Genomic DNA, 22,513 nt, shown 5'->3' with positions numbered 1-22,513 from the left:
ACAGAATTTTTTACTCCTTCACTAAACTTGCAATCGCCACACTTCCTCCCCGAATTATTTCGATTTCTTGAGAAATGAATTGCTTTAGATCGGCAATTAATTGGTTATTTTGCTTATCCGTATTTATACACTCAATCAGTAATTGATGTGTTGTTTCTTCAACAATAGTAAATGAATTATTCTTAGCTAATTTATCCAGGTCATTCTCTAGGTTCTCATCATAAGGAAGCTTAATGTACATCACCTCTTTAGTGTGGATCGGAATGTCGGAATAATCAATCACTTGAATCACTTCGATCATATTGCTTAACTGATACTTGACTTGTTCAAAGGTACGATCATCACTAAAAAGACTGATAGTCATCCGAGAAATATCTTTTGCTTCCGTTTCCCCAACCGTCAAGCTATTTAAATTATACAATTTCCCAGAGAATAATCCAGAGACTCTTGCTAGTACTCCTACTTCATTTTCAACGTAAACACTTAACCATTTCTGTTCAGTTGTCTTCATAAGTGATCATCTCCTTTAACCCTTGACCTGGTGCAACGATCGGTAGCACTTTTTGTTCCGTTTCAAGCATGAACTCTAAAACAATTGGCTTATCCTTCGATTGTTTTGCTTTTTCAAAGGCACTATCAAGCTCTTCTTCTTTGGTAATTCTCATTCCTTCTAACCCATAACTGTGTGCCAATGCAATAAAGTCCGGTACATACGTGTCATTACTATTACTCAACATCGTGTAAGAGTAGCGTTCCCCATAAAACATTTCTTGCCACTGACGAACGTTTCCTAAGCTTCTATTGTTGAAAATGCAAATAATGATCGGAATTTTTTCTAGGATAATGGTTGCTAGCTCCTGAAGATTCATCTGGAATCCTCCATCACCAGTGATTGTCAGAACATCCTTACTGGGATTTCCCAATTTTGCACCAATCGAAGCAGGAAAGCCAAAGCCCATTGTTCCTAGACCACCTGAGGTTAATAATTGACGCTCTTTTGTTACTTCAAGAAATTGTGTTGTCCACAGCTGATTTTGTCCAACATCTGTCACTACAATAGCATTTGAGAAATGGTCATTCACTTTTTTGATTATTTTTTCAGGAGTTAGGCCCCTTTCCTCCATCCGAACAGGCAGAATTTCATTGATTTTTTTTATTTCTTGTAGCCACTCATCATAGCTTGATTGATGAAGATGACTAGTTATTTTTGGTAATAAATCGTTGATGTCACCTACTAGGCGAATCTGTGAATCGACATTTTTATCAATGACAGCCGGATCAATATCTAGGTGGATCAGCTTAGTTAGCGGACAAAATGTTGTTGTGTTTCCAGTTACGCGATCATTTAGCCTTGTCCCTATTGCGAAAAGAACATCGCTATTCATAAGGGCGTGATTCGCCGCACAACTGCCATGAATTCCTACGTTACCAATATAATTCACATGATTGTTAGGCAACGCGCCTTTTCCCATAATCGTTGTGACAACTGGCACGTTATACTTTTCAACAAATTTTGCTATTTCTCGATAGGCTGCTCCACGATGAACTCCACCACCGAGAAGTACCACAGGCTTATTAGCGCTATTTAACAATTCAACCGCTTCTGTTAATTTTTCAAATGAAATATGTGGTGTTTTCTGACCACCACGAATTGTGACTTCTTCTGGATACATTTCTGAGCCAAGTTCTTGCTGAATATTTTTAGGAATATCTACTACTACCACACCTGGTTTGCCAGTTTGTGCAATGACAAACGCTTTTTTTAGAATCTCTCCTAAATCTTCTCGTTTTTTGACGGTTACTGCATATTTTGCAATTGAACGACAAATTCCTACCATATCTACTTCTTGAAAAGCGTCCTTTCCAATCAAGTGTGTCGAGACCTGACCTGTAATACAAACTAAAGGGGAAGAATCATAGCCTGCAGTAGCAATTCCAGTAACTAAATTTGTGGCCCCTGGTCCACTAGTTACCAGACAAACACCAACTTTTCCCGTCGATCGAGCATATCCATCCGCAGCATGGATGAGTCCCTGCTCATGTCGCGGCAAAACAACCCGAAACTCTTCTCTTTGATAAAGTGCATCAAACAAATCAATAGCCTGCCCGCCCGGATAGGCAAAACAAACTTCAACCTCCTCTTTGACTAAAGCGTTAACAACCATCTCTGCTCCCGAAATCATTTTTCACGCCTCCTTAAAATGCAAGTATTGACTTGCATTTTAACATACAACTTACATTAGTTGTCAACCGTTTTCAAAAAATAAAAGACCGTTCTCCTCCGAACGATCTCCTATTTCCTACCATTTTTCCAGCTTGACAGCCATTTCCCAAAAAGCATACTCCATCTTACTGCTAATCACGAAAGCCTGGATCATTTGCTGTTGCTCCTTCTTTAGACTTTCTTGATACAAACGATCTAAGAGGGCACACTCCTTTTTAATCCCTTCTGCAGCTGCTTCGCCTGCATACGTTTCAATCCATCGCTGATATAAAGAATCAGGTGAACCTGTTTCAATCAAACGAACGCCGATTTCTTGATAAAGCCAGGCACAAGGAAGCATGCCGGCAAAAGCAGTGTTTGGTGTCCCATCAACTAACTGTCGATACATATGAGAAACATAGTGATACGCTGTGGGAGCAATTGGTGTCTCCAGAATCTCTTGATCCGAAATCGCCAATTCTGAAAAGAATTCTTTACGAATGGCCATTTCGCCAAGTTTAAGATTTTCTGCATTCTCTTTCAATTGCTGCTGGGCTTCTTGATCATTCGTCTGTTCCGCGATCTTACTGTAAAGCTTACTAAAATGTTCAAGATAATAACGGTCCTGAAGTAGATAGTAACGAAAGATCTCTGATTCTAAATCTCCGGCTGCCAGTCTTTGGATAAACGGATGTTCAAAACTCTTCTCCCAATAGAATGCTGCTTCTTCACGTGCAATTTTTGTAAAAGTCATTCTCAGTCTCCTTTTATTGTTCTTTCTTAGTGTTCTTACTTGTTAGAAATCATCTCGGATCAAACCATAAAAAAACCTCCTTTATTCACATAAGAATGAAAAGGAGGCTTGCTGCTCAAAACATGCGTACAGAAGAAAACCCGACCGCAAAAAAACGGTCGGGTGCAAATTCTAAAAACATCACACATTCCCTGCGTCAGTACTAACTGTTTCAGGTTCAATGGGTATAATCTCAGGTTCAATGGGTATAATCTCAGCTTCAAAAGCACCCCTAGTGTCATTCAATTATTAAAAGTATAACATACTCTTTTTAGTAAAACGACCGTTATTTAAAATCATCTGAACTTAATCAAATATTCTGGATTCTTCGACTAGCGTTCTACTTGGCGTCAAAGTAGCTTGAGCAATTGTTTCTCCAGTATTTTTTAAATAATCCTTTACAAGATGATAGCCGATCGTGTATCCGGCATTTCTTGAAAGCCCCACTGGCTGGTAGCCCTGTTCACGCGCCACCTCATCCCCGTACATATAAGCGGAAACCTGATCGAAGCCACGAGCCTCTCGTCCAGACTTCATTACCTCGATTGTGTACTCTAACTCCTCTTGATCGTACTCTTGTACCCAAGGACCACGCTGTTCAACTCCATAAAGGGTTTCAGCAAAAACTTCCGCTAACCCTTCAATTACTAAATAATCTTCGACACTTACATCTCCATGATTAAAAGGTTCATAAGTAAAGCGAACATTATGATTAAACTCATGGGCTAATGCTGATTTTAATCGCGTTCGATTAAAGGCATTCGGTACAACAATCAGCAAAATGTATCCAGGTATACCGCCAAATCCACTATATCCCTCACTTGCCATCAATATATTATTTTCGGAATCACCAAGTAAGATATTCAAGCGAAATTCATTCACAGGAATGTCATACCCAATATCATTAAAAAGTTGAACACTCTCGTTAATCACCTGATTGTATTGCCTGAAAATATTCGTGTCTTTCAATGAAGTTACTTTTGATTTAATCAACTCTATTTCCTTCCTTGGTGTCCAGATGCCTAGCATCTCTGATGCCATTACTACGTCGTAACCTCCCGGTGTTTTAGGTACAAGTGGAACGCTTAAGTAGCGCCACATTTCTTCAAATGGCTGCATGATTTCATAACGAAAGCTATTTTCGTCCACCTGACTGTGCAAACATCGTTCATAAAAGCTCAGCGAATCAACTAGTTTTACTTCAAAATTATTCACTATGATAACCTCCTTTCTTTTATCATAATCGTTGACGTTACGTAAAGGTCAACAGCACTTAAAAATAAAGACCAAAATTTATTTCGCAACTTAATTTGCAAACAATTTCAGTTTGTGTTAGCATTATATTGAAAAGGAGAGATGGTATGGAGAATGAATTAACTATCAAAGAAATAAAAAAAGGTTATTCAAAAAAAGGAGAATTTCTTTTTCACTGCCTATATTGTGATCAAACATTTGATGATCGCTTTGTCTACCCGATCAGTGAATCGAATAGTCAATTCGCTCGAGCTGAAGGTGCGATGATCTATCATGTGAAGCACACACATCACGGTCCTTTTATTGCTTTACTTAATCTTGACAAAAATCAAACTGGACTAAGCGAAACACAAAAAAATTTTTTGAATCTATTTTCAAAAGGTATGGATGATCAGGAAATCGCCGATCAGTTGAATATTACGACTTCCGCGGTAAGAAATCATCGTTTCAAATTCAAAGAGAAAAAACGTCAAGCAAAAATTTTATTAGCTTTATTGGAATCGATCGAAGAAAAAGAACAACGAGATTTCACTGCGAATTCAATTATTGATTCTGATGAACGCTTTGTATCAACACAAAATGAAAGAGCAAAAGTCTTTAAAGTTTTCCTTGATGAGAATGGAAAAGCCAACCAAATACCAAAAAAAGAAAAAAAGCGGATAATTCTAATTCAAAAATTAGCTGAGAATTTTATTCCTGAAAAGCAATACACAGAAAAGGAAATCAATGAGGTCATTTCTACAATGTTTGATGATTATGTCACGATCAGACGATATTTGATTGAGTACGGAATTTTAGGTCGTACCGTAGATGGCACGACCTATTGGAAAATATAACTGTTTTGAAGGGAGCCGTTATCATGGTGTTACCAATGAAAATCGATCATATGCAAGTCACAGTAAGAGATATTAATGTAGTAGAAGCCTTTTATGATGGACTGATGGAAAGCTTGGGCTTTGATTTGAGCAAAAAAATCAAGGTTTACTTAGAGGAATTGGATATGAACGTCATCGAATATCTTGATAGCTCCTATGATTTCGGCATTTGTTCCGCCCTTAATGACTATCAGCAAGAATCAGTCCATCGTAGAAAACCAGGCGCTGTTCATCATATTGCGTTTCGAGCGCCATCCAGAAGTGAAGTTGATCGCATCTATCAAGAGATACTTAAATTAGATGCTGAGATTTTGGATGAACCACAGATTTTCCCACAACACGGACCGAACTACTATGCTTTTTTCTTTAAAGATCCAGATGGAATCAAATATGAAATTGTGAATAATGACGATCATCTCTAAAAAGTCAGCGAACTCCGCTGACTTTTTTAATCCCTAAATATTTCTACACTCTCCAACGCTTTCCGCAAATTGATCGCATCCCACGGTAAATGTTCCCCGATACTAAATCCTACAATTTCGGTCTGTTCAGACACGTCTTTCATGATACGGGTAATCTGTTCGAGTGTCATCGCTCCAACCGGTGCAGGAAATTTTTCTATCTCTAAGTATGGTTTTCCCGGATTTATCGATCGATAATCCTGTGGCGACAGAACATCCAAATCAAAATGGATCGCAAGATGTTTAAATTGATTTTGAGTAATCCAATCAATTATTAAGCGACTATCATCCACTAGCTTATCGGGCGTGAGGTAATTCATTTTCAGATCATTTACTTGATGATCACAGGGACGCAGCTCTTCATATTTTAGACCAGCTAGCATAACCTGCTCCACCTTGAAGGGATGACAAACCTTTTCGGCAAACTGTGGCGCTCCCTGACCTAGAAGATTTCCTAATACATGCATATGACCTTTTTGACTATCATTGATTGTTGACATGTCCGAATGAGCATCTAGCCAAAGAATCCCCAGCGAGTCAGGATATTTTCTATGTAAATAATCGAAAGGTGCCTGCGAGATAGAGCAATCGCCGCCTAAAGTGATTACCTTATCAGGAGCCTTTTCCACTAAAACCTTCGTTGCTTCGGACATTTGCTTTAACAACCCATCTCCACCAATTACACCATTTTCGATCGATAGTTCTTGTGAAGTATCCTCATCGATCATGATTTGAATGGTCTCCGCCTTATCGCCTGGTGGAACAATGTGACCTAACAACAAGGAGCCAAAAACATAATTTGGATTATTTCCTCCCTGCCATTGAGGAAATATCAATCTAAGGGTTTTAGTCATACCTATTTTCTCCTTTAAATTCTGTCTTCTTTATGCGGCTTTTCAACAAAAATCTATTATCATAAGTATACAAGGCTTCTATCATGAGAAGCAATTCCACAAAAAAAGAATTGGAACTAGCAATCCAGTCCCAATTCTTCATGCACATATAAAGACATTTCTTCATTTTGATCTATTAAATTATAGAAGTATTTAAGCTGATCGTCTTTTCTAGCTGCAACAAATGCCTCAGATAAATCGATACAGTTCTCAATGGCGAAAATCCAGATATCTGCAATGAATTCATCACACATTTTTTGATGAATAAGGCTTAAATTAAAAGTATTCACTGGCATATTCTTCCACCTCCTGTCTTTCTGGCTCTGACCGAAAGACGATGACTAATCCCTTAGAATCTGCCGATAATACCATTTCTATTCCCTTCACTTCAGCGCTATGTTTTAGGGCATAATAATATAACTGGTCTACACTCCAACCTTTTGCTGCTAGGGTGACCATTTCTAAACACAATTTATCCACTTTTGCTTCTACTTCTGGTGTTGCATACACCATCATGGGTGCATAGCAACAGATATTTTTCAATCTATCCATCACAATCATCCCCTCTTAAGTATAACAAAAAAAGGAACTCAAAAAAGAAAAAATCTCGCCAATATTTTTTAAAAAATCAAAGGTTATTCACGAACCTTACTCCCCGTTGCGTTTTTAGCTTTTAAATAATAATCAATTTAAATAATTCTTTTAATTAATATTTTTTATTATTTTATAATCTGTATTTCTGATCAAAATAATCGATTAGAATTTTCCGATCAAGCAAAAAAATCTCCTGCAAAAATCAGCAAGAGATAAAATTTTCGATTCTTTCACTACTCTTCTTTAAATATTCTCCAGTAATCGTTCCACTTTTTAATAAATCCTCTGGCACACCGCTGAAAACAATCTTACCACCATTCACGCCTCCATCGGGGCCAACGTCAATGACCCAATCGGCCTGCTTAATAATTTCACTATGATGTTCAATAATAATCAACGTATTCCCATTATCTACCATTCGTTGGAACAAACTATTTAATCTTTTTATATCTGATAAATGTAGTCCAGTAGTCGGTTCATCAAGCACAAATATTGTTTCATTTTGCGTGATTGCTTTGGTTAACTTCAAGCGTTGGCGTTCGCCACCCGATAATGTAACTAGATTTCGTCCTAATGGTAAATAAGTTAATCCAGTATCAATCATCGCCTGTAGTTTTTCCATGAATTTTCGACTGGCGTGTCCTTCGTAGTAATCTTGCAACTCTTTTGGAGTCATATCCAATACCTCTAAAATTGTACGCTCCCTTAAACGATAGCTTAACGCTTCTTCTGAAAATTGTTTTCCACCACAAGTCTCACATTCATTTACGATAGGGTCCATAAAAACTAACTCGACTGTTGTCTCACCCTTACCATGACAAGTAGGACAAGCTCCAGTTGAATTGAAGCTGAACATGCCAGCAGGAACATCATTTGCCTTAGCGAAGGTTCGTCGAATTTCATCGGAAATACCTAAATAAGTTGCTGGTGTAGCACGATTCGTTGCCTTGATTGGGGCTTGATTGATGATGGCTATTTCGTTAGGAAATTGTTCTGGTAAAACTTTTGTGATGAGTGTAGATTTTCCTGAGCCGGCTACACCGGTAATAACTGTTAACACATTCTTAGGAATATCCACCGTCACATTGTTCAAGTTGTGTAGGTTTGCTTCTCTGATCGTCATTTTTTCATACCAACTACGAGGCTGGGTGTTAAGCGGCAGTGTCTGACAAATCTCTTTTCCCGTTAGGCTGTCTGATTGAAGTAACGCTTGGTAGTCCCCACGAAAGACAATTTCTCCGCCTTGTTTGCCTGCCAAGGGGCCAATATCAATCACTTCATCAGCAATCGCGATCACATCTGGATCGTGCTCCACAACGAAAACGGTATTCTCCTTGTCACGAAGATCCTGCAATAATCGATTGATACGAGAAACATCTCGTGCATGCATTCCTGTACTCGGTTCATCAAAGATATAAAACATCCCATTTAAGGCACTTCCCATGTGCTTGACTAATTTCACCCGTTGCGCTTCTCCACCAGATAAGGTTGGGGTCTGACGATCTAACTGCAAATAGTCCAACCCGATATCAATCAATCGTTGAACCTGACGTTGAAGCTCATTGATTACTTCCTTCACCTCTGGATAATACAGCTGCTTTAAAAACTGAAATAGTTGATTCATATCCATCTGAACACAGTCTGCAATTGAACAGTCGTTAATTTTGACTGATAAAGTCTCCTTATTCAGGCGTCGTCCCTCACAGTCTGGACAAGGAGCTTCAACTAGCAATTCCTTCAACTTTTCCTCATACATTTTACTTCGCTCGGATAGGTCGCGCTTCAAAATGATCCGTTCATAGTTGCGACAGATTCCTTCCAATTTCGGATTGACAGGTGTTGAAGCTTTCTCTGGGTGTCCATAAATTAATTGATTCCACTGGGCTGTCGTCAGCTCCTTCAACGGTTGATCGTTATCAAAAAAGTCGGCTGCTGCATATTGTTTCCAATACCAATTTCCTACTGCATATCGGGTATCCATTACTGCGCCTTGATTCCAAGATTTTTCTTGATCAATCAACTTTTTTAGATTGATTTGATTTACTCGTCCTAATCCGGAGCATGTTTGACACATACCTTGAGGATGGTTGAATGAGAACTGACTAGCTGAACCAATAGAAGGTTGTCCAATCCGTGAAAAGAGTAATCTCAGCAACGAATACGTTTCAGTGATCGTACCAACTGTCGACCGTTGATTGCCGCCTAAAGGAGTCTGATCGATCACGATTGCTGGATTCAGATTTTCAATCCGTTCTGCTCTCGGTTTGATGAACTTAGGCATCCGGTTTCGTACAAATGTAGAATAATTCGCATTCATTTGTCGCTGTGCTTCTGCCGCGACTGTATCAAATACTAGACTAGATTTTCCAGAACCTGACACCCCTGTAAATACAATCAGCTGATTCTTCTCGATCTCTAATGAAAGATGCTGCAGATTATTTTGTGTGAGACCGATTAATCTCAATGGTTTCATCTAAATCCCCCCTTACCCATCTAGTCTAAAGTCTTCCGCAACTGGAGAGTCAAGGCACAAATAAATTCTTTTTCTTCAGAATAATTCATTCTGCTTTGAGATGCGAAAAACCAGCCCAATCAATGAGCTGGTTTCATTCTATAAATAATTGGCTTTTTTCAATTGCTCTTGTGCCGCTGACACATTTTTCTCATTGACCAAGATGATTGGGCCAGTGCAGCCCATCCCACTTTCGGCATAAATGTCTGCTTCCCATAAAATTTTTACCGCGTCTTCCAACTCCATGATCTCGATGCCAGCAATTTCTGCTGTCACGATTTCTTTAGGCGGCGGGACGATCGCTTTAGCGGCTTCTGTTACTGGTGGAGCCTGTAATTCTGAACAAATTTGTTTGAGTTTTGCTTGATCGGCTTTCTGATATTCTGTTTGGGTGATTTTTTCAAGCTTCCCTTTTGCTAACTCATAAGCATATTCCAAAGCATTCGCGATCACAGGAGCCCCGCTGGCACGAGAAATGATACAAATATTTCGATCATAATTTCGACCGATTCCCGGACCATAGCCTGAACCTATCGTTTCGTAATTTCCTCCGCTTGAACTAGCTGAGAACAGCTTCATCAAAATATTTCCAGTCAAGCTATCACAAACGACAACATCCACACTCCCCAGTAACAAATCATTCCCGCGCAAAACGTTTCCGCCATCTTCACGTTGACTTTCACCAAAGGCCATTTCGTAACCATTTTCCTGCAACGTAATTAAGGAACGTTCGACTGTTTTTGCCCCCTCAATATTTAATATCCCTACAATTGGTTGCTTGATACCGCAGGTTCTTGCTGCAATGATCCCATTAATCGCATTCAGCACCATCGCTTCATTGCGAACACCGCTGGTCGTCCCTGTCGTAGTCGCAATATAAATCTCACGACCTAACGCAGGAGTAACAACTCTGCCAACAGTTGAAACACCAATTGGAAAATTGTAGTGCAAAGTCACACAGCCCTGTATTTCCCCACTATCTAATAATTCCTCCATTACCTCTGAGGATTCTTTTTGACATTCTGTCGTTGAATAGTGTTCGAAATCTTTCGCCCACTCAACATCACTGCCGATCAATACGATATCAAAAAGATTCTTTTGTTTACTAGAATAAGCAGCCTGTTTCATCACATCCATACCGAGCTCACTGCCATCAATAGTCAATCCAATTTTAAGTCTGGATTCCATCCGCCCAGTTTCTAGGCTCGACGCCAGATCCTCAAAAACTTTTTTGACTGCTTCTTTTACTTGATCAGACATTGAATCCACCTCTATTCTGCTGAAAGATTGGAAGCGAAATTTCTCAATGCCTGCGCAACTTCTCGTTTAACTATTTCCTCTAAATCCTGTTGGGCATCATTGGATAATTTTCCGCTGTTTCGTTCAATTAAGATCGACACCCCATCAAATAGATTCGTCATTCGTCCTAAGAAAAGCGAGCCCCTACCAACAATCATAGCCCGATTTTTATCTCCTTTTACTAAATCCTCTGTCGCAAATCCTAAATAAGGAATACCACTTGGTATGTAACCTTGTGTTGGCGCCCAGCCTACTAAAGCTTTGTCATTTACAAACTCCATTAGCTCTTTTTTCTCGCTATCCTTGCGTAAGACACCGATTGCACCAATCATTTTAAGATTAGCTAAAGAAACATCTCCTGCACTCGCTGGTTTCGTGATATCGGGGTTTTGCATTTCTACCGAATATACATCGACATCCTTAATAGTCAATTGAGCTTTTTCTAAGATACTAGCGATCAAGGCTGTCGTTACTGCCTGTGGACTTGAGCCGCTGCCAACTTCGTGTTTTCCAGTTAAATCATGACGTAGAATCAGGTGAACCCCCTCATTCTCACTAATCAATGTTGCAAATCCGCCTAATACATCTTCTAAAATTGGAAGATCCTTGCCAAAGCGAGGCCGCTGTACTCAACGCATGTGTTGGCCCCACATAGAAGCTACGAACATCTGACCAATAATAGAAATATGAAAGAGAACTATGCCTTTTCACTTTATTTGAAAAGAGCATTACGTTTTTCAAGAAGCATCTTCAAATAGAAATTTTTTACAACATGCTATGATTAATAAAAAATGGGTGATCCCTATGAATGAACAAAAGAAAAATAATGTCCAGGTCAATGAACTAGATAGAAATCTTCAAGAATTTATCTTAACATCTAATGAAAATTTATCCGTCCAAAGCTTTCTTTCATCTACAGATTTATTAAATTTTCGCATTCAACACATTAATTATATGCTCGAAAAGGAAGTTCCTATCTCCAAACAATTCGACCATGAGTTGAAGCATAAAATCCGAACAGAACAAATTCAGATCAAAAATGTAAATGATGCCTTAAAAATCAAAGAAACATTCGGACAAAGGGTCGCAGATGGAATTGCTAAATTCGGTGGTAGCTGGACCTTCATAATTTTATTTGTTCTGGTCCTGGCTACTTGGATTACTTTGAATACGTTACCCTTGTTTTTCGAGCCTTTTGATAAATTTCCTTACATTTTACTCAATCTAGCACTATCCTGTTTAGCAGCTATTCAAGCCCCCATCATCTTAATGAGTCAAAATCGTCAATCCGATCGCGATCGTGTTGAAGCCGATAACGATTATGAAGTGAATGTAAAATCAGAGGTCGAAATTCAGCTGCTCCACGAAAAAATTGATTACTTAATGGAAACAAAGTGGCAACATTTGGTTGAATTACAGCAACTGCAAATCGAGCTCTTACAAAAAATAGCGAAGAAGAACGATGAAAGCAGACCTACTCATTAATTAATAATGCTTAAACGTTGGTATCATCTTTTGTTCAGTTAATTCAGATATAACTGACAATCAATAATAAAAAAAACTAAGCCACGTATTCATCAATACCACGCGGCTTAGTTTCATTACATATAATAAATCGTTCGATCATCAAGTAAAATATTTTCTTCATAGCCTTTCAGCCCAGCTTTAATCTCAGCTATGCTTTCTGCAAACAACTTATCCATACCGAACTCTTTGCCTAAATAAACATTCTCAAGCTGATTATAAAATTCGACAAAGGCTAACTTATTTTGTAAGTCCTCAATTTTAAGCCCATAATAGTCCATCATCTTTTCTACGAACACTTGAGAAAATCCCTCTTCATAATCAAATAGGAGACAAATAAACTCCATATCCCGATCATAAATCGCCACATCCCCAAAATCAATCAACCCGCAAATTTTATTGGTCATCAGATCAAAATAGACATTACTTGCACCGAAATCATTGTGAATTAGACATTTTTTATCATTAAAATCGTGCTGCAGTATTTTTCTGTAGACTTCATCGATTTCTTGTTGAACAGACTTATCTAAAAGAGGAAATGCTGCTTTTTTAATTACGTCATACTCATAAGCAGCCTTCTTTTTTTTATCTACCTCCATCCCTTTGATTGCTGTTGGAAGCTCAACCTTGTGCAATACTTTGAAAAAGATAGCTAGTTCCTGGGCTAATTCGTCCGTTCGTTCCTCGGTTAAGGTTGCCAAAATTTTATTATTAAGAGGAACACCTTCAATTTTTTCATATCCGACAAATTCTAGTTGATCGGATTTACTCGATTTTCCGATGAAAAAAATTTTTGGAACCTTCAGTGGTAATTGATTCTTTATTCCATCAAAAATAAGCGCTTCTTTATAAAGATTTCTAGCAGCTCTAGTATGTCGCGGAAATTTGAAAACATAGGATTGGTTGATTAGAAAGGCTTCACTATCAAACCCCTCCCCTAAAAACTCTAACGTATCGATCGTTAAATCAGGATATGCTTGCGAAATCTTTGTTTTCACTTCGATTTTATTCATTTGTCACCTCGTCATTTAAATTTAGCTGCATAATGAGTACCACAAAAGGTAAATGGGTATACTTTTCAGAACGAACAATTTGATAGCCATTCTTTTGATACCATCGCTTCAAACGTGTATTCTCTTTGATAATACCAATATCAATTTGCTTGATATGATCATTTCTAGCAATCTCTTGAGCCTTATCCAAGATAAACTTGCCATACTTGTTTCCACGTTCTGCTGGAAGAATTGCGACCTTTTCCAATGTAGCGTGATTTTCTTTATAAACAAGCTCAAAAAAACCGATCATTTTCATTCCTAAATACACTCCAAAAAGGAAACAACCTTTTTCCAAATCCACTTTCAAATGCTTAGATTGAGTAAATGCCCCGTTTGTCGGGCAATTTTCACTCGTCAAACCAAACTCATTAGCGACAGTTATAAAGCTTTCGCGAATCACTTGGGCTGCAACATTTAACTCATCCTGCCCCAGCCGTCGAATCATTGGCTCTTTTGCTTGTAACGAATCCCCGTTGCACAACTCTAATTCTGTCAAAATAATCACTCCTCCAAGGTTGATGCTAAATTTGACCGTTTCTTTATTTAAAAGCAAAAGGAAGAACACATAAAAAAATGGACTTACCAATCAAAACTCTGTTCATTCCTTTTCCAACAGAACCTTCTTTAATTAACCATACAAGAAAAGGTAGCCTTGAACTAGCCCTAAATCAAAAACTTTCAATTAATTACGGAAGCATTCCCTTAAAATTTTGCTTCACTAAATATACAAACAGCCTCACGAAAGAACACCGTGAGGCTGTTTATCATATTTAATATTCAAGGGTTGCTTATAAAAAGAGTTCTTTGTAAAAATTATTACTACAAAGCTAGTGATGAGTCTAGTTAAAAAGAGCAGAATCAAGCTCCAGTGATTTCAGCATATTTTTCCATAAACTTTTGATAATTCAGTTTTCCAAAAGCAAAATCACGACTCAATAAATAGATTTTTTCATTTTTCGTTGTTTCTCTACCATAAATTTTACTCAATCTTTCATCTTCATTTCCCATCGCTTGAGAAACATTGGCTCCCTTCGAAAAAGCTTCGTAATAACGAATGCCAAATTGCCGTTGTGATTCAGCATTGATATGAATGCCATCCGAGTTTGCCGTCAAATTTTCGGCACTGACCAAATAACAATTTTGTTCCTCTGTAACGACTTTGCTGATTTCATGATTGATTTCCATAAACTCAGTGGCACTTAAACCAAAGCCAGTCTTGCCCAAAAAATCTGGAAGTTCACCGACGATGATTGGTAAATCAGGAATTCCCAATTCCTTGCGAAAATGGGCAAATACCGCTTTTAATTTTGCCCCATACTCCTTATAACGTCCATTTAAGCTGTCATTTTCTCCTTGATGCCACAAAATTCCGATTAGTTCACTTGTTTCCATCGCAAATTTTGCTTCAGTGATAGCGTGACGAGTCAGCAACTGATCTTCTGCCCACTCATCGATGGAGCTCCCACCTTCAGCGCAAGGGATTAAACCTAATTTTTCCTCTGGATGATCTTGTGTCCATGCCGCCGCAAAAGAAGCTGCCGGCCCAACACCTGCTACTTCTCGATCAAAATGAATCGGTTCAGCCATCATTTGCCACCGTCCATTACGCAGCATCTCAATATTCTCGTTATAAATAGCAGGCACTTCCTTTAAATAACCTCTTCCGGCCATGTTGGATTGCCCGATTAATAAAATTGATTTCATTCTCTTCACCTCAAATTGCTTCTCCGCACACTATAGTTTAATCAAACCCTAGTGTCAATTATCCGCATTCATAAAAATTCTTGTTATCTGTTAAATGAATAGACGGAGTCATTTGACTATTAACTTCTTGAATCTTTTTCAACCTTATCGTAGTCAACAATTCAGCGGTTAGATTTCTTCCATTGCTTTTCTTCTACCGATAATGAACAAGTAGAAAGTTAAACCCAGCACACAATGAATAGCTAAAATCCCACAATAGTACAAAATGCTTTCAAATCGTCCATTCAGTAAGTCCATAAGTCCATAAAAAGTACAGCTTGATGGCAAGATGAATGAGTAAAGGCGTAATGAACTGTTTTCAGGAATCAGCAAATAAAAAAGAATGGGCGGGGCTAGGTATAAAATCATTACGAGCTTAATGTATACGATCCCAACCATCATATTGCTTGAAAAGTAGCCGATAAACAAGCCTAATAGTCCTGCGATGAAGGCTGAAAGAACAATCAATCCCAACAAAGCAACAACTAGTGTACTATTCAAGCGAATGCAAATACAAGCAGTGAGTATCGCCGATACGGCAGCCCCGCAAAAACCTAAAAAAATCTTTTGAATGAGGTATTCTCTGCGTGTCATGGGAATAATCTTATTGATCATAGCTATTCCTTCTTCTTTTTCACCGATGATATTCATCGCGTTAAATGTACAGCCCATGAACATAGCTGTCACCATTGTAATCACTAAGAACAATCTTTTTAACCAGTCACCATTGCTTTTAGCAAAATGTATATCGACCTTTACTGAACTTGCGTCTTCTCTCTGGGCATACATTGCCGGAATCTTCTGACCGAGCGTTTGATACAGGCTCCATTCATCCCCAGATAAAAAAGTCTTGAGCGCATTTCCGTCAGCGGCTACACCAATTAGCTGACTAGCAGGATCATTCACCGCTTGATGCAACTGCTCTTGATTCTTATAAGATTTTACCTTTCCAACACTTCTCAACCACTGCGTTTGCTCATTCGTCAAATGATCGTTAACTACACCATAAACTGGTTCGCTTGTCTCGGAGAGCTCAAAATTTGAAAAGACATTTACAGCTAAGCCAAGAATAATTGGTAGTAGAAAGGTTAAAATGGATAGCTTATCCCTACGCACATTTTTTAATTGATAAGCAATTCCGCTCATGTTTTATCCCTCCTTTAGCATTTCCAACGACAAAACCTTTCGAGCTAAAAAGAAGAGCAGAAATATGGTAACAATACAGCTAAAATAGTAAACAAATCCAGTCGTTGGATTTTGAAAATAGGCTTGTTTAAACGCTAAAAATAAATGATATAGCGGATGAAAATTGATCCATTGCAACTCGATACTCGTTTGTCCAGCCAAAAAAACTGGAGTTGTAATGAATACTGCAAGAACTAAATAAACCAGAGAAAATTGCTTAAAATCAGATAAATAGATGGCACAAATAAAGCCAATAAGTGCCATAATAAGCGACAGAATTCCTGTTTGAAGCAATACAGCTGGTAAAAGGCTTATTCCAGGACTCAGTCCCAGATTAAGAAACGTGAGCAGACACGCAAATAATAAGTCGATAAATAGAAATAGACCGAGTTTCGATACTATAAAGAGGCTTCTGCTCATAGGCATTACACCGTGAACTCTGATGACTCCCATCTGTTTTTCCTTAAATAACGTTGATGCCACACCTAAAAAGCCGACTGCCACTAATTCGAAAAAGAGAAATTCACTGGTAATTTCTCGCAGCTTTTTCATTCTGCTATTGTACTGACCGATTACCCTTACTTCACTACTCTTTGTGGGAGACAACATGGCTAGGGCATAGTTGATTTTCAACTGATCCCCTTTCTTTGAACCTGATGTCTGAAACACAAGCCTTGGCTTTTCTTGTGTTAGATCGATTCCAATTCCACTTTGAGCCATCGCCTGTTTCTCAAGTTCGTCTAAACTGTCCACTTTATTGGTATCAGAAGAAACCTCGAGCAATGTATTTTTGGGGTCGTAAAGAAAGATTGGGTCGGCTTTTTGATCAACATTTACATAAACCAGTTGAATATAACAGCAATATAAGACTAAAGAGCCTAGGGTCAATAATAGAAATTTGCTAGAAATAATCATTCGAAGGTCCTTTTTTAAAAGTGAGAAGAAAATCGTCCGCATTAAGATAACCCTCTTCCTGTATACTGAATGAATATTTTCTCCAGTGTCGGCTCTTGAGAATGGATCTGTATGATCTCATCATGGGGAAATGACCAGCCGTTGCCAACTTCCATTATAGGAATCGTTTGGCTTTTTCGCTCATTATTAAAAGCATACGTAACAACCACTTGTCGTTCACTATTTCGTTCCTTCAAATTCTTAGGAGTGTCGATTGCCGCAATAGTACCATCAACAATAAATGCGATACGATCACAAAGTAAGTCCGCATCGATCATATTGTGAGTAGTTAAAAAGATTGTTGTACCCTTTCTTCGTTCCTCCTCGATGATTTTTCGAAATAAGACCGCTCCAGAAGGATCAAGTCCGCTTGTCGGCTCATCTAAAAACAACAATTTCGGACTGGTCATTAAGGCTCGAACCATGCTTACACGTTGTCGCATGCCTTTGGAATAAGAGGAAACAGGTTTAGTAAGATAGTCTTGCTTAAATTCAAGCAGTTCTAACAACTCGGGAATATTTCGAATTTGATCTCTTGGATAAAAGGAAGCGAAATAATTCAAATTATCTAACGCGCTCAGATTCGTATACAAGTAAGGATATTCAAATAGAACACCGATTTTCTGAAAAAAGCTTGATGACAGTTTGTGTTGAAGATTTTGACCAAAGAGTGTGACCTCACCACTGTATGCTCGCAAAAGTCCCGTTAGGATTTTTTGAGTTGTTGACTTCCCTGAACCATTTGGTCCCAAAAAACCGAAGATTTCTCCATCTTTTACCGAAAAATCAATTCCATGCAGTGTTTGCTTGTTTTTAGCATAATTGAATGTTAAATTTCTTACTTCAATCATTTTTCATTCCCCCACTTATCCTGCTTTGTTTCTGTCTTTTTTCTCATTGACCACCAGTTCATAAATCGAATCTTAAAAGGGAGTGAGAGCAGAAAAACTACCGCGAAAATGATCCACCAATACCAAGCAAGTCCTAAAAACATTGTGATCCCTCCTATCACTGAATAGCGTTTCTTTTATACAATGTACGACTTTACTGTAAAGATGGTGTAAAGTTGGAATAAAGACCATGTAAAAAAACCGCACTTACTTAGTACGGTTCTGCAAAGTAACGACTATTCATTTGTAGGCATCGTAAAATAAAATTCCACGCCAGCAGCGTGATTGATAAAACCATAATCTGCTTGATGCATCGTCAAAATCTGCGCGGTGATGGTCAGACCTAAGCCCGAACCATTTTTATTTGCCGAACTTTTTTCTCGTTCAAATTTTTTCCAAATCTCCCTTGTAACCTTTGAACCGTCATTATAAATAGAAAAGCGAACTAGCTCATTTGAACTGCTTACCTCGATATGGATTTTCCCATTTTTCGTCACAAACTTCTTCGCGTTACTCATAAAATTATGCAGTACTTGTCGCATCCGATTCAAATCAGCAACAATGAGTATCGGTGTATCCGGTAACAAATAGCTGATTTCAAAATGTGCCGCTGGATGATCAATATATTCTCGTCCGGCGATCGTCTCCACCAACTCAACGAAATCGAAGGCTTCTTTAGCAAGTGTTGTTGAACCGGCTTCTAACGCAGATAAATCCAATAGAGCATTTACCATCTCTGACATCTTTTCTGTTTCTTCAATAATCGTTTGACGATAGAGTGTTTCCTGCTCTGGCAGCGCATCCCCTAGCCCTTCTGTATAAGCCCGAATGATTCCTAAGGGTGTCTTCAATTCATGAGACAACGAATCTGTTAGCTCCTTTCGCTGAGTAAGCGCCTGCTCAAGATTCCTGGCCGTTTTATTCAGATTTTCTGCCAGAGTTCCCAGTTCATCCTTCGTTTCAAGCGTACACGGCTTTGAAAAATCTAAGGCTGCCATTCTTTTGGCAGTCTCACTAATTTCATGAATAGGCTGTGAAATGATTTTGCGTAAAATCGAATCCCAGCTTATTATCAAAGCAACTAGTAAAACGATAAAAATCGTGTCTCTAAGCCAACCATCAAATGCAGAAGAAATAATGTACGATAAAAGACAACCGGCAATCACTATTTTAGACAACAAAAAAATTTTTTTATTTATTTGATAAGTAGAATACCATTTATGATTAATCATCTGCATTCACCTCGAGCTTGTAGCCAGATCGAATCAGTGTCACGATCGCCTGTCCTTCCCCACCTAATTTTTGGCGAAGATTTTTTACGTGGACATCTACCGTTCTTGTTGTTCCTTCAAAATCATAACCCCAAATGCAATTAAGTAATTGCTCTCGAGAGAAAACCTGCTTAGGATTTTGCATAAACAACAGCAGTAGTTCATATTCTGTATGGGTCAATTTTATTATCGTATCATTAATGGTTACTTCACGAAACTTCTTATCCAGAACAATTTGTCCAACTCGTAGTAAAGTCTCGTTTGCTTGATTTTTTCCAATTCTTTTTAACAAAGCTTGTACTTTGGCCATCAACACATTCGGACTAAAAGGCTTTGTCACATAATCATCCGCTCCTAATTGATAGCCCTGCAGCTTATCAGCTTCCGCTGACTTCGCTGTTAAGAAAATGATCGGCAACTCACTAATTTTTCGTGCTTGCTTGCAAACTTCATACCCATCAATAGAAGGCATCATAATATCTAAAATCAATAAATCGACCGAATAATTTTTCAAAATTATTAAAGCTTCCGTCCCGTCATTCGCAACTAGAACAAAATGGCCAGCCTTTTTGGCATAATCTGCTATTATCCTTTGAATCTTTTTTTCATCTTCTGCAATCAAAATCGTCGCCATAATAAAAACACCTCCATGCCATCTGCGTATTCTTTATTTTATCATAAAGGATTTATAGACTAGAAAGTCATTTGTAAAGAATGAAAAAAGGACGGTACTCAACAAATATCTCTTAAGACAAAAATTGAATGAATTCAAAAATAAATTTAGGAAGATGCTATCCAAAATTGTAACAACTTAAAAACTTGATTCTCTCAAAATATTTTAAAAAAACAAATAACCAACTCCCTTTCTAAGTCTACTGGGAATGTACCAAAGCAATAGTTATTTATAAATATCGTGATTATCTCTATTTTTATAATTAAAAAACGAAAAATGCTATTACCCAAAAGTTTTAGGTTATTTAACCGAAAAAAATATTCTTGGAAAACCTTTTCATTTTAAAAACAGAGTGTTATTATAATCTCGAAAATAGAGGTACAAGTGACCAATGAGTAATAAGTGGAAATAAATGGAGGGGTAAAAATGGATACAGTGAAGCTCGGACAAAGACAGATTTTTGCAATGAAACCTAATAATCTTATGAAGCGTGTAGCGCAATACTTTGAACAAACCAAAAATGCTCCGCAGGTGGTGGAGTATTTAGTTGCGATTCTTTTGCGTGATGCCTTATGTATTGGCGACTACTCACTGATACCGTTAATGGAACTTATCCAGCAGATTTTCCTTACGACAACGCCAAATGATACACTGCGGAAGCATTGTGTCTTTTTTCAATCCTTCTTTTCAACGGAAGAATGGCAAAAGGTCGTGGAACGCCTCTTCAAAAATGAAACAGAATACTATGAAGCTACCAAGGAAACTTGTTCATATAGAACTCTTCTAGAGAAAATGCACCGTGTAACAGCAGAACCTTCTGAGTTTCCGTGCAGGATTGTCTCAATCTTTAAAAATGCAGATGGTAAAAAATATACTTGGACACTACGAGATACGAAGATGGTTTCCGAGGAATTAGAAGCGGAAACCTCAGATACTTTGAAACTTCTGACGACCTTGACAGTTTTTCAACATGCTGGTGTTCGTCGTTTTGCCAAATATTTAAGTTTTAAAAATCGCGAAGACCGTGTTCATGCGCAGCATGAAGCGGATGAAGCAGAGGAAACAATCGAAGAATGTGGTGCCCCAACAGCTTCTAGTGAAATGACATCTCCTTTAGAGTCAGTTCCGGTACCATCCACATATACATCACCTTATTATGATGAAATCGCTGCAAAGATAGAAAACAAGTACCCACTGCCTGGTGAAATCCCCGCAACTGAACAGGCGTCCTCTTCTACAGGATCAAATGCGACGGCAACCATGAAGCCGCCAGCAAAAAAAGCAAATACGACCGCACCTCCTCAGAAAATGGATACCAGCTACTTGCGCTATGGAAAAACCAAAGAACAAATCGAAAAAACTCGCAACGAAAAATCGTTAAAAAGAAGAACTGAAAAGGCTTTAGGAAATAGCGGAAAGCTGGGGACTAGAGACAAAAAGAGGAAGAAAAAAAAGAAATGATTCTCTGTGATTGTGTTTAGTAATAAGAAAAAGCACGTTCATTCGGCATGAACTTCTTTGAGCTGGACAAAATACTTTGCTGCTCCGATGAAGATAATTAAAGGGGATTTATTAAATGGTGGGCTTGATAATTTCTCATCAATATTAAGTCTATTTATGAAGTACATTCATTTCTGCGAAAAGCATAAAAGGTTCCTTCTCAATTCACGTGCAAATCACATGGATTGGAAAAGGAACCTCGATCGCCGTCTGCCTTTCTTTACGCTTGATAATTTGAGCGGTATTGATGGATTATCACAGTAAGGGCTTCATTATTTTATAGTCGCGGCAATATCTCCGACTTGTTTTTCACCCATGTTCACAGTTATCTTTTTGTCTTTCATTTCTGGAAAAACAACTATTACAATGTCATCTTTCTTGTTTTCAGCTAAAAAAGTCCGGTCGACTTGAACTAGTAAGTCACCTGACTTCACTTTTTGTCCTTCTTTAATCGTCGAGCTAAAGCCCGAACCATTTAATTCTACTGTATCTAACCCAATATGAATTAAGATGTCTAATCCATCATCCGCCTCTAAGGTCAAGGCGTGCAGCGAAGGAAAAACTGATTTGATCGTGCCTTTTATCGGGGCGTGGATCTTTCCATCCGAAGGTTTCACCGCGAAGCCTACCCCCATCATTTTTTCACTAAAAACCGGATCATTTACTTCTTTAAGATCAACCACTACTCCATTTACAGGTGTACTGATCTCATTACTTTTATTTTTAAATAATCCAAACATCTGTCATACTCCTCCCTATAACATTTTAATATTTTAAATAGATGTCTTCAGAATACAGCTTACTTTTTTTGGCTTTTCTTAGTGTATAATACCA

At 38.2% G+C, this 22,513-nt stretch carries 24 protein-coding genes and 1 riboswitch; of the genes, 4 read left to right on the top strand and 20 right to left on the bottom strand.

The features are described from left to right. Nucleotides 1–10: 10 nt before the first annotated feature. The 4 genes from ilvN to IGI44_RS06660 form a co-directional block, all read right to left on the bottom strand. Nucleotides 11–511, bottom strand: a complete 501-nt coding sequence (gene ilvN, locus IGI44_RS06675) for an acetolactate synthase small subunit (RefSeq protein WP_438787000.1) — start codon at nucleotides 509–511, stop codon at nucleotides 11–13. Next, on the bottom strand, nucleotides 498–2,183 hold the full coding sequence (gene ilvB, locus IGI44_RS06670; RefSeq protein ID WP_438786999.1) for a biosynthetic-type acetolactate synthase large subunit: 1,686 nt from the start codon (nucleotides 2,181–2,183) through the stop codon (nucleotides 498–500). The genes ilvN and ilvB overlap by 14 nt, the downstream gene beginning before the upstream one ends. Nucleotides 2,184–2,300: 117 nt before the next feature. Then, nucleotides 2,301–2,957, bottom strand: coding sequence for a thiaminase II (gene tenA, locus IGI44_RS06665; RefSeq protein ID WP_438786998.1), 657 nt, complete (start codon nucleotides 2,955–2,957; stop codon nucleotides 2,301–2,303). A 170-nt stretch (nucleotides 2,958–3,127) separates the two neighbouring features. Further along, nucleotides 3,128–3,240, bottom strand: a riboswitch (TPP riboswitch). A gap of 62 nt (nucleotides 3,241–3,302) precedes the next feature. Further along, a complete protein-coding gene (locus IGI44_RS06660; protein ID WP_438786997.1) occupies nucleotides 3,303–4,211 on the bottom strand; it encodes a DUF2268 domain-containing protein in 909 nt (302 codons plus the stop codon). A gap of 146 nt (nucleotides 4,212–4,357) precedes the next feature. Between IGI44_RS06660 and IGI44_RS06655 the strand changes: the two genes are divergently transcribed. After that, nucleotides 4,358–5,086, top strand: coding sequence for a DUF2087 domain-containing protein (locus tag IGI44_RS06655; RefSeq protein ID WP_438786996.1), 729 nt, complete (start codon nucleotides 4,358–4,360; stop codon nucleotides 5,084–5,086). 23 nt (nucleotides 5,087–5,109) lie between these two features. Further along, nucleotides 5,110–5,547 (top strand): VOC family protein, encoded by a 438-nt coding sequence (locus IGI44_RS06650; RefSeq protein ID WP_438786995.1) that lies wholly within the window; start codon nucleotides 5,110–5,112, stop codon nucleotides 5,545–5,547. Between the two features lie 26 nt (nucleotides 5,548–5,573). On the opposite strand, the gene IGI44_RS06645 is transcribed toward IGI44_RS06650, so the two are convergent. From IGI44_RS06645 to IGI44_RS06620, 6 genes are all read right to left on the bottom strand, one after another. Further along, nucleotides 5,574–6,440: an arginase family protein gene (locus IGI44_RS06645; RefSeq protein ID WP_438786994.1), complete on the bottom strand. Its 867-nt coding sequence runs from the start codon at nucleotides 6,438–6,440 to the stop codon at nucleotides 5,574–5,576. Between the two features lie 116 nt (nucleotides 6,441–6,556). After that, nucleotides 6,557–6,775 (bottom strand): hypothetical protein, encoded by a 219-nt coding sequence (locus tag IGI44_RS06640; RefSeq protein WP_438786993.1) that lies wholly within the window; start codon nucleotides 6,773–6,775, stop codon nucleotides 6,557–6,559. Beyond that, the gene (locus tag IGI44_RS06635; RefSeq protein WP_438788930.1) at nucleotides 6,756–7,031 is read right to left on the bottom strand and encodes a hypothetical protein; all 276 of its coding nucleotides are present in this window, start codon (nucleotides 7,029–7,031) and stop codon (nucleotides 6,756–6,758) included. The genes IGI44_RS06640 and IGI44_RS06635 overlap by 20 nt, the downstream gene beginning before the upstream one ends. A 244-nt stretch (nucleotides 7,032–7,275) precedes the next feature. Further along, the gene (locus tag IGI44_RS06630) at nucleotides 7,276–9,546 is read right to left on the bottom strand and encodes an ATP-binding cassette domain-containing protein (protein ID WP_438786992.1); all 2,271 of its coding nucleotides are present in this window, start codon (nucleotides 9,544–9,546) and stop codon (nucleotides 7,276–7,278) included. Between the two features lie 138 nt (nucleotides 9,547–9,684). Further along, nucleotides 9,685–10,845, bottom strand: coding sequence for a glycine/sarcosine/betaine reductase complex component C subunit alpha (gene grdD, locus IGI44_RS06625; protein ID WP_438786991.1), 1,161 nt, complete (start codon nucleotides 10,843–10,845; stop codon nucleotides 9,685–9,687). A gap of 11 nt (nucleotides 10,846–10,856) precedes the next feature. Further along, nucleotides 10,857–11,447 (bottom strand): DUF5940 domain-containing protein, encoded by a 591-nt coding sequence (locus IGI44_RS06620; RefSeq protein ID WP_438786990.1) that lies wholly within the window; start codon nucleotides 11,445–11,447, stop codon nucleotides 10,857–10,859. 241 nt (nucleotides 11,448–11,688) lie between these two features. On the opposite strand from IGI44_RS06620, the gene IGI44_RS06615 reads away from it, so the two are divergent. Continuing rightward, complete coding sequence (locus IGI44_RS06615; protein WP_438786989.1) at nucleotides 11,689–12,369, top strand: DUF1003 domain-containing protein; 681 nt, start codon at nucleotides 11,689–11,691, stop codon at nucleotides 12,367–12,369. Between the two features lie 116 nt (nucleotides 12,370–12,485). Here IGI44_RS06615 and IGI44_RS06610 read toward each other — a convergent pair whose 3' ends face one another. From IGI44_RS06610 to IGI44_RS06570, 9 genes are all read right to left on the bottom strand, one after another. Further along, nucleotides 12,486–13,421 (bottom strand): phosphotransferase family protein, encoded by a 936-nt coding sequence (locus IGI44_RS06610; RefSeq protein ID WP_438786988.1) that lies wholly within the window; start codon nucleotides 13,419–13,421, stop codon nucleotides 12,486–12,488. Next, nucleotides 13,414–13,959 carry a GNAT family N-acetyltransferase gene (locus IGI44_RS06605; protein ID WP_438786987.1) on the bottom strand — a complete coding sequence of 182 codons (546 nt, stop codon included), beginning with the start codon at nucleotides 13,957–13,959 and terminating at the stop codon, nucleotides 13,414–13,416. The genes IGI44_RS06610 and IGI44_RS06605 overlap by 8 nt, the downstream gene beginning before the upstream one ends. 362 nt (nucleotides 13,960–14,321) lie before the next feature. After that, the gene (locus tag IGI44_RS06600) at nucleotides 14,322–15,167 is read right to left on the bottom strand and encodes a sialate O-acetylesterase (protein WP_438786986.1); all 846 of its coding nucleotides are present in this window, start codon (nucleotides 15,165–15,167) and stop codon (nucleotides 14,322–14,324) included. Between the two features lie 168 nt (nucleotides 15,168–15,335). Next, the gene (locus tag IGI44_RS06595) at nucleotides 15,336–16,352 is read right to left on the bottom strand and encodes an ABC transporter permease (RefSeq protein ID WP_438786985.1); all 1,017 of its coding nucleotides are present in this window, start codon (nucleotides 16,350–16,352) and stop codon (nucleotides 15,336–15,338) included. A 3-nt stretch (nucleotides 16,353–16,355) separates the two neighbouring features. Continuing rightward, nucleotides 16,356–17,348, bottom strand: coding sequence for an ABC transporter permease (locus tag IGI44_RS06590; protein ID WP_438786984.1), 993 nt, complete (start codon nucleotides 17,346–17,348; stop codon nucleotides 16,356–16,358). Beyond that, complete coding sequence (locus IGI44_RS06585; RefSeq protein ID WP_438786983.1) at nucleotides 17,348–18,196, bottom strand: ABC transporter ATP-binding protein; 849 nt, start codon at nucleotides 18,194–18,196, stop codon at nucleotides 17,348–17,350. Before IGI44_RS06585 ends, IGI44_RS06590 begins: the two co-directional genes overlap by 1 nt. Then, nucleotides 18,193–18,339 (bottom strand): hypothetical protein, encoded by a 147-nt coding sequence (locus IGI44_RS06580; RefSeq protein WP_438786982.1) that lies wholly within the window; start codon nucleotides 18,337–18,339, stop codon nucleotides 18,193–18,195. The genes IGI44_RS06585 and IGI44_RS06580 overlap by 4 nt, the downstream gene beginning before the upstream one ends. A 132-nt stretch (nucleotides 18,340–18,471) precedes the next feature. Beyond that, nucleotides 18,472–19,467 (bottom strand): HAMP domain-containing sensor histidine kinase, encoded by a 996-nt coding sequence (locus IGI44_RS06575; protein WP_438786981.1) that lies wholly within the window; start codon nucleotides 19,465–19,467, stop codon nucleotides 18,472–18,474. Continuing rightward, nucleotides 19,460–20,140, bottom strand: coding sequence for a response regulator transcription factor (locus IGI44_RS06570; protein WP_438786980.1), 681 nt, complete (start codon nucleotides 20,138–20,140; stop codon nucleotides 19,460–19,462). Before IGI44_RS06570 ends, IGI44_RS06575 begins: the two co-directional genes overlap by 8 nt. 465 nt (nucleotides 20,141–20,605) lie before the next feature. Here IGI44_RS06570 and IGI44_RS06565 point away from each other — a divergent pair, with 465 nt between their 5' ends. Beyond that, nucleotides 20,606–21,640: a hypothetical protein gene (locus tag IGI44_RS06565; RefSeq protein ID WP_438786979.1), complete on the top strand. Its 1,035-nt coding sequence runs from the start codon at nucleotides 20,606–20,608 to the stop codon at nucleotides 21,638–21,640. 311 nt (nucleotides 21,641–21,951) lie between these two features. On the opposite strand, the gene IGI44_RS06560 is transcribed toward IGI44_RS06565, so the two are convergent. Further along, the gene (locus IGI44_RS06560) at nucleotides 21,952–22,419 is read right to left on the bottom strand and encodes a PTS sugar transporter subunit IIA (protein WP_438786978.1); all 468 of its coding nucleotides are present in this window, start codon (nucleotides 22,417–22,419) and stop codon (nucleotides 21,952–21,954) included. Nucleotides 22,420–22,513 lie beyond the last annotated feature (94 nt).

This window comes from Enterococcus sp. DIV0756, from assembly GCF_051710745.1.
Classification (GTDB): Bacteria; Bacillota; Bacilli; order Lactobacillales; family Enterococcaceae; genus Enterococcus_A.
The sequence above is the reverse complement of the archived record's forward strand: the minus strand, read 5'-3'. Positions and strand labels throughout refer to the sequence as shown.